11 protein-coding genes are annotated in these 12,070 nt (G+C 43.2%); 9 read left to right on the forward strand and 2 right to left on the reverse strand.

All coding sequences use genetic code 11. The annotated features are described in order from the left end of the window. Positions 1 to 14: 14 nt before the first annotated feature. The 8 genes from F6K37_RS05950 to F6K37_RS05985 all read left to right on the forward strand — a co-directional run bounded on the left by F6K37_RS05950 (position 15) and on the right by F6K37_RS05985 (position 8,329). The gene (locus F6K37_RS05950) at positions 15 to 1,040 is read left to right on the forward strand and encodes a glycosyltransferase family 2 protein (RefSeq protein WP_287248840.1); all 1,026 of its coding nucleotides are present in this window, start codon (positions 15 to 17) and stop codon (positions 1,038 to 1,040) included. 60 nt (positions 1,041 to 1,100) lie between these two features. Next, complete coding sequence (locus F6K37_RS05955; protein WP_287248843.1) at positions 1,101 to 1,361, forward strand: hypothetical protein; 261 nt, start codon at positions 1,101 to 1,103, stop codon at positions 1,359 to 1,361. Positions 1,362 to 1,934: 573 nt separating this feature from the next. Further along, positions 1,935 to 2,948, forward strand: coding sequence for a glycosyltransferase family 2 protein (locus F6K37_RS05960; protein ID WP_287248845.1), 1,014 nt, complete (start codon positions 1,935 to 1,937; stop codon positions 2,946 to 2,948). Between the two features lie 153 nt (positions 2,949 to 3,101). Continuing rightward, positions 3,102 to 4,115 (forward strand): glycosyltransferase family 2 protein, encoded by a 1,014-nt coding sequence (locus F6K37_RS05965; RefSeq protein WP_287248848.1) that lies wholly within the window; start codon positions 3,102 to 3,104, stop codon positions 4,113 to 4,115. Between the two features lie 243 nt (positions 4,116 to 4,358). Further along, positions 4,359 to 5,147: an FkbM family methyltransferase gene (locus F6K37_RS05970; RefSeq protein ID WP_287248851.1), complete on the forward strand. Its 789-nt coding sequence runs from the start codon at positions 4,359 to 4,361 to the stop codon at positions 5,145 to 5,147. 155 nt (positions 5,148 to 5,302) lie between these two features. Continuing rightward, on the forward strand, positions 5,303 to 7,651 hold the full coding sequence (locus tag F6K37_RS05975) for a beta propeller repeat protein (protein WP_287248854.1): 2,349 nt from the start codon (positions 5,303 to 5,305) through the stop codon (positions 7,649 to 7,651). A gap of 122 nt (positions 7,652 to 7,773) precedes the next feature. Then, positions 7,774 to 7,956 carry a hypothetical protein gene (locus F6K37_RS05980; protein WP_008179017.1) on the forward strand — a complete coding sequence of 61 codons (183 nt, stop codon included), beginning with the start codon at positions 7,774 to 7,776 and terminating at the stop codon, positions 7,954 to 7,956. Positions 7,957 to 8,191: 235 nt separating this feature from the next. After that, a complete protein-coding gene (locus F6K37_RS05985; protein ID WP_287248856.1) occupies positions 8,192 to 8,329 on the forward strand; it encodes a hypothetical protein in 138 nt (45 codons plus the stop codon). Here F6K37_RS05985 and dhaL read toward each other — a convergent pair. Further along, positions 8,312 to 8,944, reverse strand: coding sequence for a dihydroxyacetone kinase subunit DhaL (gene dhaL / locus F6K37_RS05990; RefSeq protein WP_287248858.1), 633 nt, complete (start codon positions 8,942 to 8,944; stop codon positions 8,312 to 8,314). The two genes, F6K37_RS05985 and dhaL, sit on opposite strands and share 18 nt — an antisense overlap. A 157-nt stretch (positions 8,945 to 9,101) precedes the next feature. Beyond that, the gene (dhaK, locus tag F6K37_RS05995; RefSeq protein ID WP_287248861.1) at positions 9,102 to 10,175 is read right to left on the reverse strand and encodes a dihydroxyacetone kinase subunit DhaK; all 1,074 of its coding nucleotides are present in this window, start codon (positions 10,173 to 10,175) and stop codon (positions 9,102 to 9,104) included. A gap of 410 nt (positions 10,176 to 10,585) precedes the next feature. On the opposite strand from dhaK, the gene F6K37_RS06000 reads away from it, so the two are divergent. Further along, positions 10,586 to 12,070: arginase family protein (locus F6K37_RS06000; RefSeq protein WP_287248863.1), on the forward strand; the 1,485-nt coding region annotated here is incomplete at its 3' end.

The raw sequence follows: 12,070 nt of genomic DNA on the forward strand, positions 1-12,070 counted from the left end.
ATATCGGTGATAAAATGAAAAAAGTTTCTGTCATTACTCCAGTCTACAACGTTGAGAAGTATATTGCTGCTACAGTACAGTCAGTTTTGGATCAAACTTACCAAAATTTTGAATATTTGCTCATTGATGATGGTTCTCCTGACCACAGTGTAGAGATTTGCCAGGAGTTCCTAGACCCGAGGATCAAAATTATTCGTCAGGAAAATCAGGGAGCTAATGCAGCAAGGAATGAAGGCATCCGCCAAGCCCAGGGAGAGTATATAGCATTTTTAGATGGCGATGACCTATGGTTGCCTCAAAAGCTAGAAAAACATATTGAACATTTGGAAAACAATCCAAATTTGGGGATTAGCTTTAGCTGTTCTGGGTTTATCGATGAAGCAGGAAATTCCCTAGGAATCTATCAACTTCCCAAGCTGAAGGACATCACCATCGGTGACATAATTTGCCGTAATCCTATTAGTAATGGCTCCTGTGCTGTGTTCCGCAAGCAGGTATTTGAAGCCATTAAGTACCAAGAGACTATCAACGGAAAGACCAAAGACTTTTATTGGGATGAAGGATTGCAAGGGTCACAGGATTTGGATTGTTGGTTTCGCATTGCTATCCAAACCAATTGGCACCTGGAAGGCATTGCTGACTCTTTGACTCTATACCGAGTAAATTCCGGTGGTATATCAGCTAACTTGTTCAAAAAACAAAAGTCTTGGGAACAGGTAATTGAGAAGACTCGTTCCTATGCTCCTGAGGTGGTGGTTGAGTGGGAAAACCGTGCCCGTGCTTACCATTTGAGGTATCTAGCTCGTAGGGCAGTTACCTTGAGAGATGGTGCCATGGCTGTCGAATTCTTCAACCAAGCTCTGGGTACCTACTGGCAGATGCTCTGGGAAGAACCACGTCGTACTGTGTTAACTGGGGCTGCAGCCTATTTGCTCTGGGTTATACCTCAGAATCTTTACAAGCATATAGAAGCTGTAGCTTTAAAAACCACAGGGTCTTCACAAAAGCGCCGGATTTCTCAAGCAATCAGAGGTACATGAAATGTCATCTATTAGCAAATAGCTAAAACCCTGCTACCAATGCATGCTGGTTTTGGGGTAATGGGTAATAGGTCTGCCAATGATCCATTCCCCATTACCCATTACCCATTACCCATTACCCATTACCCATTACCCATTACCTATTACCTATTACCTATCTCCAAAGTAAAAAACCTACCCTTGTCAGCCACTCCCCACTCCCGATTCCCGACTCCCCACTCCCCACCCAAATGTAAAAAACCTACCCCTGTGAGCACAGCCCCTCTCCATTCGCGACGGCATCAAGACAGTGAAATTGGATATTTTGTGAGTTGTAGCTAATTGTAAAATTTATGTCTACTAATTGTGAAATTTATGTCTAGTTTTGATAAATTATATCTATCGCTAGACATTTTTTTTTGCTATATTTTTTGATTATGATATACTTCTATAAAGTCTGGTTTTATCGCTTTTATATAAGCTTACAGGGATGGCAGATTGAAATCATGATATTGCTTAATTGCCTACTTTTGACGTTCACTGTCTTATCTAGTTGTCGTATATACTACCAATGCTACCGGAAAATATATTATACAATTAAACAAAAATTATTATACAAAACTTGATAACTATAAAACTATAAAACAAAAACTAATAAAATTTATCTGGGGGGCGACCAGCGCCCCAAAGTACTTGCCAGCTTGAGGTTTAAGCTTACAGTGACTTATCAACTATACATAGACAAAACTATACATAGACAAAAGAAGCATAGTTTGAATTATTGAGAACTCAATCCCTGATTAGTTCGTCCAAGTTTAATAAAAATCGGGTTGATAATTTTGGTAAATTAAGTACCTAAAGCTAGACCAGATAATACTTATAGCTAACCGATCACAACCTCATAAATTTTAGCCTATGAAAACTGTTTCGATAATTATCCCAGTATACGGAGTTGAAAAGTATATTGCTAGCGCAGTACAGTCGGTTATCAACCAGAATTATCAAAACTTTGAACTGCTCATTATTGACGATGAATCCCCAGACAGTAGTATAAAAATTTGTCAAGAATTCTCGGATCATCGACTTAAGATTATTCACCAAACTAATCGGGGACTTGCTGGAGCGCGAAATACAGGAATTCGCCATGCCAAAGGAGATTATTTAGCCTTTTTAGATGGAGACGACTTGTGGTTGCCTCAGAAACTGGAAAGACATATTGAACACTTAGAAAAATTGCCAGAGGTAGGGGTTAGTTTTTGCCGTTCTGCTTTGATTGATGAAGCTGGAAATTTTATGGGTGCCTATCTAATGCCTAAGCTCACTAATATTACTATATCTGATTTGTTTCGAGAGAGTCCGATCGGGAACGGTTCGGCTGCTGTAGTTCGTCGCGAAGTCTTTGACAAAATTAAGTATCAGGATAATCTTTACGGCCCTACAGAAGATTATTACTTTGATGAAAACTTCCGTCGTGCTGAAGATATTGAATGTTGGCTTCGCATCGGTATTCAAACTGACTGGAAAATTGAGGGAATACCTGAAGCATTAACCCTGTATCGAATTAATACACAAGGGTTGTCAGCCAATCTCTTCAAACAGTTCGAGTCCTTGGAACAAATGATTGAAAAGACCCGTTCCTATGCTCCCAAAGTGACCAGCCGATGGGAAAACATTTCTAGGGCTTACCAATTGCGGTACTTGGCTAGGAGTGCGGTTCGTCTTAAAGTAGGTTCAGATGCTGTGACATTTATACATCGCTCATTATCCAATCACTGGCTTATCCTACTAGAACAGCCACAGCGAACAATCTTAACCTTAATAGCCGCTTATATGCTTTGGTTATTACCGAAGTCTTTATATGCTCAAATTGAATTGCTTGTCTCTAAGCTGCTCAAAAATGTTAAAAAACAGCCTCTTGTCCAAAACTAGTACCGCTGCGCGGAATTCAAAATTCAAAATTAAAAATTAAAAAACATTATAGAATAAGCTTATTCTATAAGCGTTTACATAGTTTGGGATCGTATCTTTATTGACGTTGTGCTTTTCTAGCATGGTTAACTAATTTCAAGGTTTGAGTCTACTATGAAAAAAGTATCGGTAATTATTCCAGTCTATAAGGTTGAAAAATATATAGCAGCCACAGTAGAATCTGTGCTTGCCCAAACCTATAAAAATTTTGATTTGCTACTCATTGATGATGGCTCTCCTGACAACAGTATCCAAATATGTCAACAAATTAACGATCCGAGAATTAAAATTATTCGTCAGGATAATCAAGGAGTCTCAGCTGCTAGAAATACTGGTATTCGCCATGCTCAAGGAGAGTATATCGCTTTCTTAGATGGAGATGATCTATGGGTTCCAGAAAAGCTAGAAAAGCATGTTTTACATCTAGAAACATCACCCCATGTAGGAGTCAGTTTTAGCTATTCTGCGTTCATTGATGAAACAGGAAGTCCGTTAGGAATCTATCAAATAGCCAAAACTAAAGATATAACTACAGATTATATCATGTGTCGTAATCCGATTGGGAATGGTTCAACACCAGTGATTCGGCGAGAAGTGTTTGAAGCAATTCGATACCGAAACGATCAAGCTACGGAGGAGGCTTATTTTGATACTGAATTACACAATATCGAAGACGTGGAATGTTGGCTGCGCATGGCGATTAAAACTGATTGGCAGATGGAAGGTTGGCCAGAGGCGCTAACTTTATATCGTATTCATTCACAAGGGCATTCAGCTAGTATACTCAAGCATATAAACTCTCTAGAAAAGGTGATTGATAAAACACGTGCCTATGCTCCAGAGGTAATTGCTGAATGTGAAAACCCAGCCCGCGCCTATTATTTACGGTTTGGTGCTCGACGTGCCCTCAGCATCAACGAAGGCTTGATGGCAACAGAATTGTTTAATAAGGCTTTAGCGACTTACTGGCGTATTTTGCTAGAGGAACCGCTTCGTACTCTGTTGACGGGGGCTGCTGCTTATTTGCTCCGACTTTTACCTAAAACTATTTACCAGCAAATGGAAGCTGTGGCTTTAAAAACGACAGGAGCTTCACAAAAGCGCCGAATTTATCAGGAGCAAGCTTAGTATTTGATACTAAGTCCGGTTGTGAAAGTAGCTTTTCTTACTGATGGGGAGATGGGGTGATAGGGACATGGGGAGAGGGTTTGAGGTTTTGCACGCCTAAGCCACTGTGTGAACAGGATTTAGTATGATATGGTGCTTTACAAACACTTTGTAAAGCTTTTATAAAAATTTGTATATAAAACTCCTCAACCCTCATTATTTTCTGCGATAAAATAAAAGCTGAGGTTTATACGCAGCTAAAAAATGAATCTACCTTTAACCATAAAAACTAATCTGAAAGAGTTATTGATTGGCACACCGTTTGAGCCTGTGGCAAGAAGTATTGTTGATTTGATCAAGCCTCCTAGCCAAAAGATCCTGACCAGCAGGAAAGATGATACCTATGTCTATCAGATTATGAAGCGGATTTTAGGCAAATCCTCAAACTGTATTGATGTGGGTGGCAACATGGGGAGTGTGTTGACAAAAATATGCCAACTGGCTCCCCTCGGTCATCACTATGCTTTCGAGCCGCTCCCCCGGCTGGCTACTCGGCTGCAAAAACGGTTCCCAAAGGTTGATGTTAGGCAAATTGCTTTGAGTGATTTAGAGGGAGAAACCACGTTCTGGCATGTTTTTGATGCCCCAGCACTCAGTGGTCTAAAACAAAGAGACTACACCTATTGGGGTTATAACAATGCTCAAACAGAATCTATTGCTATCAAAACTCAAACACTTGATGACATCCTTCAACCTGACTTCAAGGTTAATTTCATTAAGGTAGATGTAGAAGGAGCAGAGTTTCAGGTTTTCAAAGGTGCTATCCGAACCTTAAAAACCCACAAGCCTTACCTAGTCTTTGAATTTGGTCATAGTGGCATGGTTGATTATAAAATAACGCCAGGTATGATGTATGATTTGCTAGTCAACCAGTGTGGTTTGAATATTTTTAAACTTAACAGTTGGCTAAAGGGGTTAGCTCCCCTCAGTGAGCCTGAATTTACGATAATCTGTGAAGAAGACTCTGCTTGGAATTTCTTGGCTACGCCTTAGCGGTAGCTAGAAGACACAGCAGCATTCTGTAAGACTTAGAAAAAACTGGGCAACAAACCCTATAAATCGATATAAATAGTAGGGTGAGTTATTAACGTACTCTATTAGTAGAGTTACTGGGTAAGTCTTGTCCAAGTTGCTGATCTATTTTTTTGATGATTGACTTGCTTGCGATCGCACTCAGGGTGCTTTTAGGCTTATTTATTTTTGCGATTGGGCTAACCCTTGCTAAGTGGATTCCCAATCACCGGATTCGAGCTATTACCCAACCAAACCCTTGGTTTAGGCAAAGGGTTACTCTAGGACTGATGATCCTAACTAGTTTGATGATGCTGGGGTCAATTGTATTAGTCACTGATATCGTTAAGGTAAATTCAGGACAGGCTGAGGTAGTTAGCTCTCGGAAATACCAGAACAACATCCGCCTCGGCACAACTAATGTAGCGATCGGAGGTGGTGGTTATGTCACTGGTGTTTACCTCCATCCACTGGAGAAAGACTTAGTTTATATTCGGACTGATGTGGGTGGCTTCTATCGTTGGGATGAGGCGAAACAACGTTGGATTCCCCTGACAGAACACTTTCCCTTCTCTGATAGAAACTACTATGGAGGAGAAGCACTGGCTGTTGATCCCAATGATCCCACTATTGTCTATATTGCAGCTGGAAAATATCCCTGGGCTGAACCAGGAGCACTATTTAAATCTACCGATAAAGGACAAACTTGGACAAAGTTGAACCTAGAGCTCAAGATGGGGGCTAACCACAAGAAAAAATGGCTAGGAGAGAGACTAGCTGTTGATCCGTTCAATTCCAATATTATCCTGTTCGGCTCTAGAGAAGATGGACTTTGGAAATCATCGGATGCTGGTGCAACCTGGGAAAACGTGACTTCTTTTGCAGGTAAACCAGATAACAAAATTGGTATTACAGCGATTGTCTTTGATACACAGGTACCGGGCTTAGTGTATGCTTCGCCCTATGGAGATGGCATCTACAAATCTACTGACTCTGGGGTCAGCTGGACTCAGGTAGCTGGTAGCCCAAAAACAGTCAATCGCATGGCTGTGGGAAACAATAAAATCCTCTACGTTACCAGTACCAGTAATCCTGGAGTCCACAAGTATGCCAATGGTGTCTGGAAAACCATGAAACCAGGGGGATCTAATCGGATTTTTGGTCCGGTCAGTGTGAATCCTGCTAATCGTGAGGATATCATAGTTGCCCTAAACCGCACACAAAAAACTAAATTCTACCGTTCGTTGGATGGCGGCGCTACCTGGAAACAGCAGCAGTCTTCTGCTAACAACACTATTCCCTGGTGGCCGAAGAAGTTTTTTGCCAATCATATGGCAGGGATGGAATTTGACCCGAAAGTACCGGGAAGAGTGTGGTTTACGGATTGGTATGGTGTATGGCGGACAGATGATCTTAATGCTAATCCCGTTGTTTGGACTAACTATGCCGCCGGACACGAGGAAGTTGTTCCGTTCACTCTGGTTTCACCACCCCGTGGTCCCATACTGGTAAGTGGGGTGGCGGATGTGGATGGTTTCTACCATAACCAAGGATTAGATACTTACCCCTCTCAACGACTTGGTCTGGGGGAACCTGGTAAGTCATTCCAAGATACCTATAGTATTGCTTACTGTGAAACTAAACCCTTACAGATGGTTCGGGTTGGTGGTTACCGCTGGAATTCAACCTATACTGGCGCGACTTCCACTGATGGTGGTCTGACATGGCAAGAGTTTGCCTCATTCCCAGACAATACTATGCCGATGCGGGTGGCTATGTCTGCTACTAACCCCAATTTATTTGTTGTGACAGTTAGTCAAGGTCAGCCGTTGCGCACTAAGGATGGAGGGGTGACCTGGCAAAAGGTGTCAGGATTACCCAATGGTCCCGGTGGTCCATGGAATTGGTCTCAATCTTTAGCGGCAGACCCTGTAGATGGCAACAGGTTTTATTACTATGCCAAAGGCAAAGTCTATCGTTCCAATGATGGTGGCTCATCCTTTCAAGTTGTGAATAATTCACTGCGGAATGAAGGTTGGCATTCCCTGAAAACGGTGCCAGGGGTTAAGGGCGAAATTTGGCTGAGTCTAGACCGCAAGGGTTTTTATCGCTCTACCGATGGCGGTAAGTCATTCCTTAAGCTGCCTTCAGTCACCAGAGCTCACCTATTTGCTTTTGGTAAAGCACCCCAGGGGAGTGACACTCCAGCACTGTATATTTATGGAAATATTGATGGGAATGTTGCCAATGTTGAGAATGGGGTTAGGAATCGGGAAGCTATAGGGACTTCAGGAAGCTCAGCCAAAAGCCGTGCCGAAGAACCAGGAATATTCCAGTCTCTTGACATGGGACGCACATGGACACGGATGGGCGATCGCTCCCGACCAATTGGCAATAGACCTGGTGTGATGGAGGCGAGTAAGCAGGAGTTCGGACTTGTCTTTATTGGTACCAATGGTAGGGGAATATACTACGGATCACAATAGGGTTAATTTTGATTGATTGTTTAAGATTTTTCTAAAATTTTCCTTGTAATTAGGGTACTCCTTATTGAATAGGGAATACACTAGATTACTGACTTGTTTCGTGTTAATCAGGGAATCAAACTATGGCACTCCTGCAATTTTTAATCATTAGCGCCATTTGTATGGTGTTAATCAAGTTTGTTGCCTCTTGGTTTGGGTATGGCAACATACCGATACTGAATAAATTAGTGACAATTATTCTCAGCGTCTTCGTCACCTTTGAAATTATTCAGCTGGTGCAAGCTATGATTATCAAATTTGGTTGAGGGCTGACGGTTGAGGGAGAGTTGAAGGTTGAAGGTTGAGGGTTTAGGGTTGAAGGTTGAAGGTTGAAGGTTTAGGGTTCAAGGTTGAAGGTTTAGGGTTCAAGGTTGAAGGTTGAAGGTTGAAGGTTGATGGGTGACGGTTGATGGGTGACGGTTGACCTTCAATAAGATGCGATCGCTTAAGTTATTAATAAGTTACTAAAGTTAAACGTTAACTATAGCGTTTATGCTACTTATGAGGTACAGTCAATTTTCTTACCCCTACTCCCTACTCCCTACTCCCTACTCCCTACTCCCTACTCCCTACTCCCTAAAACCCAAGAATTTGTACCTCACCCAATTGAAAACTGCTCTATTACCCAATAGTTTCTAGCAGTGTCTGGAGAATCAAATAGGCTGAGGTAGCACCAGGGTCTTGATGTCCCACACTGCGCTCCCCTAAATAACTGGCTCGTCCCTTCTTGGCCACCAAGGGAATAGTATTTTTCATCCCTTGTTCTGCTGCCTTGACAGCCTGTTGCAAGGCTGCTAGCATACTGTCTCCTTTATCTACAGCTTGGGCGAAGGCATTGGCTGCGGGTGATAGAGCATCTAACATGGTCTTATCTCCCAAGTTGGCTTTGCCTCGCTGGACGACTCCCTCCACTGCTGCTTGGAATAGTTTTACCATATCCTCTTCTGTCAGTTCTTGCTTTCCTGCTACTGCTGCACTTGAGCGCAAGAACAGGGTGCCATAAAGTGGTCCACTGGCACCTCCGACACTGGAAATTAGAGTCATGCTGACGGTTTTGAGAATACTGCCAATGTCTTTATCTGCCACTTTAGGAAGCTGAGTGATCACCTTTTGAAAGCCACGATTCATATTAATACCGTGGTCAGCATCACCAATAGCAGCATCAAGTTCGGTGAGATAGTCCTTGTTTTGTTCTAGTACAGTAGCGACTGCTTGTAACCACTGTAGAATTTGATGTTTAGTTATCGTTACCATAGTGGCAGAGTGGGGCTGACAGCTGACAGCTGACGGCTGAATGCTTATATAGCGCTACGCGCAAGGCAGCTATGCTGAGGGCAGAAGGCAGAAGTTGACTCTAACAAGGTTTTAGAGGTAAGAGTTGTCCTAACCTTACTGCGTACTGCTATATCAATCATAGTCCCCAACGCAGGGCTGGTGTCTTGACTGGTGCATCCCAGAATTTAATTAGCTCATCGTTCATTTTGAGTAGGGTAATCGAGCAGCCTTGCATTTCTAGAGACGTAATATAAGGACCAATCAGACTACGCACGATTTCCAGTCCCTTTTGTTCACAGATTTGGGCTAATTTGCGATACACAATGTACAGTTCCGACAAGGGAGTACCACCCATGCTATTTACGAATGCCAGAATGCGATCGCTTTTCTGAAAAGGCGGGTCAGTTATTTCCAACTCTGTCCATTCTGCTTTATCTTCATCCCACTCTCGCACTGTGCGGCTATAGGCAGAATCTTCAATAATCGATAGCGCTAGCATTTCAGTCATCTCATCCGCTGATTTGAGGGACATTCGTTGTCTTCCCGGTTCCCCGTGAATGCCAATCCCAAATTCTATTTCTGCTTCCCCCAAGTCAAACATGGCACTCCCTTTAGCAGGAGGAGTGCAGGATGTCAAGGCCATACCCATGCTGCGTCCATTACTATTAACCTGGCGACAGAGATTAGCCAGTTGTTTGAGGTCATAACCGGCAGCAGCAGCAGCGCCACAGATTTTCTCGGCTAATAATGTTGTCCCTACCCCCCGCCTGCCTTGAGTATAGAGGCTATCTTTAACCGCTACATCATCATCAATTAGGATATTGAGGACTCGGATGCCTTCTGAGATAGCTAATTCGGCAGCTAACTCAAAATTCATGACGTCACCGCTATAGTTTTTGACAATATTAAGAACCCCTGCACCACTGTTGACTATTTTGGCAGCTTCTAGCATTTGGTCGGGGGTGGGAGAGGTAAACACTTCACCGGGACAGGCGGCATCTAACATTCCGGCACCCACAAAGCCCCCGTGCAAGGGTTCATGACCACTACCGCCACCGGAAATAATCGCTACTTTGTTTGATATGGGAGCATCAGCGCGGTAGATCAAGGGGGGGTCAAGATTAATTTTGAGCAGGTCAGGATGGGCTAAAGCCATCCCTTCTAGGCTTTCTCTGACAACATTATCGGGATGGTTGATTAATTTTTTCATGATTGATATCAGTGGTAATGGGTCATGGGTCATGGGTCATGGGTAATTGCCCCAACTTCCCCTTCTACCAATACTGCCATCCGTTACATCCGTTACTCATCCGTTGCCCGATCTTCTATTTGTCACAAGTCTAAAGCTTTGCTTATTCTTACTTCCACAACAAGATAAATAGGCATTGCTTAATGATTCAACGCCCTTTTGTTGAAACCGCAATTTTTTTTGGCTTGGAAATATAGCGCTGCGCTATAGCACTATATTTCAGGAGTGCGATCGCAAAAAAACTATATCGCTAGTTCAGCCATGCCCTGTTCATACAACCTTTAACCAATTATGCCATGGTTCAATCCAAATGGTAGTATAATCCCGATCCCAATTTTGCCAATTATGGTAACACATAAGGAAATTCAACCATGACCATAACCAAAGCAATGTCATCTCAACGATATGCAGAATTTGACCAGGTGTTCCAGTTGTTTGATGCCAATGGTGATGGATTTATCACTCGTCAGGAAATCATCGATGCTCTAGAGGTTTTGGGACAAGGCATTTCCCTTCAAGACCGAACCAATCTTTTCAATCTGCTCAACACAGATGATGTTGTGACCCGGGATGCCTTTATGGAGTGGATGGTAAACCGCCAAGATCTCGATATTAGGGCTGATCTGCGACAGGTGTTTGAACTGATTGATGTTGATGGTAGTGGCAAATTATCGATTGAGGAGTTCACGCAGATTATCCAGTGCTTCAACACTACCGTAACTGATTCAGAAATTGCTACCTTGGTGAGAAAAGCTGATTTAAATGCAGATGGCGAAATTGATTTTGAAGAGTTTATTGCCACTCAGACTTATGAATCGGGTCTGAAGATTTCGATCGCAGGCTTACGCAGTTTTAAAAAGATTTTGCTTCAGTACCAGAAAGTCGCAAAGTTTTCCTCCATTGCCCTGATTGAAGTTGATTCTGAATTAGGAGCGGGAACGCGCGGTCAATCCATGGGAACTGCTGCTTTGAGAGAAGCTGCTATCCAAAAACAGGCGGCACGAATGCATGCCGAGAATGGTGTTTTGAGTCTGGATAGTTTACAAGTACAAACGGAAAATTGGGCAGATGCTCTGGGACACAAACATCAGTACGCCAAGTATATTCACAAGCTATATCAGGTGCTGAGCCGAACCACCGATGTAGTAGCCCAAACCCTACAGGAGGGGCTGTTTCCAGTGGTACTGGGTGGGGATCATTCAACGGCAGCAGGGACAATCGCCGGAATCAAAAAAGCCTTTCCGAATCATCGCTTGGGAGTGGTTTGGATTGATGCCCATGCTGATATTCACTCTCCCTATACTACTCCATCGGGAAATATGCATGGGATGCCTTTGGCGATGGCGACTGCTACTGATAATCTGGCCAAGCAAATCAATGATCTTGACTCAGACACCTTAGAACTGTGGAACCTGTGCCAAAGATTGGGGCTGGCAGATAGCGCGAATTTGAGCATTGAGGATCTGGTGTATGTTGCGGTACGAGATACGGAAGAGGCTGAAGACCACTTGATAGAAACACACCAGATCTTAAACATGACCACTGAGCAAGTTCGTACCTTGGGTGCGGATGTGGTTGCCCAACGGTGTTTAGAGAAGCTAGAGGGGGTGGATCTGATTTACGTTACTTTTGACGTGGACAGTATGGACTCCACAATTTGTATGGGAACGGGAACCCCAGCTCCAAATGGGATTTTTGTCAAGGAAGCCTGTCTGCTCAACGAAACTTTGGTTAAAGATCCACGGGTGTGTTGTTGGGAAATCTGTGAAATTAATCCCCTGCTCGATACCCTCAACACCATGGTGGAAAACTCCCTGGGCATTTTTGAAACCGTAGTGGATGCCATTGCCAATCGC

Origin of the sequence: Moorena sp. SIO4E2 (genome assembly GCF_010671945.1) — a bacterium.
Lineage (GTDB): Bacteria > Cyanobacteriota > Cyanobacteriia > Cyanobacteriales > Coleofasciculaceae > Moorena > Moorena producens.

Bases quoted from the DNA above. Each gene is read 5' to 3' on its own strand.
- F6K37_RS05950 (WP_287248840.1), top strand. From the start codon at position 15: ATGAAAAAAGTTTCTGTCATTACTCCAGTCTACAACGTTGAGAAGTAT.
- F6K37_RS05955 (WP_287248843.1), top strand. From the start codon at position 1,101: ATGGGTAATAGGTCTGCCAATGATCCATTCCCCATTACCCATTACCCA.
- F6K37_RS05960 (WP_287248845.1), top strand. From the start codon at position 1,935: ATGAAAACTGTTTCGATAATTATCCCAGTATACGGAGTTGAAAAGTAT.
- F6K37_RS05965 (WP_287248848.1), top strand. From the start codon at position 3,102: ATGAAAAAAGTATCGGTAATTATTCCAGTCTATAAGGTTGAAAAATAT.
- F6K37_RS05970 (WP_287248851.1), top strand. From the start codon at position 4,359: ATGAATCTACCTTTAACCATAAAAACTAATCTGAAAGAGTTATTGATT.
- F6K37_RS05975 (WP_287248854.1), top strand. From the start codon at position 5,303: ATGATTGACTTGCTTGCGATCGCACTCAGGGTGCTTTTAGGCTTATTT.
- F6K37_RS05980 (WP_008179017.1), top strand. From the start codon at position 7,774: ATGGCACTCCTGCAATTTTTAATCATTAGCGCCATTTGTATGGTGTTA.
- F6K37_RS05985 (WP_287248856.1), top strand. From the start codon at position 8,192: ATGAGGTACAGTCAATTTTCTTACCCCTACTCCCTACTCCCTACTCCC.
- dhaL (WP_287248858.1), bottom strand. From the start codon at position 8,944: ATGGTAACGATAACTAAACATCAAATTCTACAGTGGTTACAAGCAGTC.
- dhaK (WP_287248861.1), bottom strand. From the start codon at position 10,175: ATGAAAAAATTAATCAACCATCCCGATAATGTTGTCAGAGAAAGCCTA.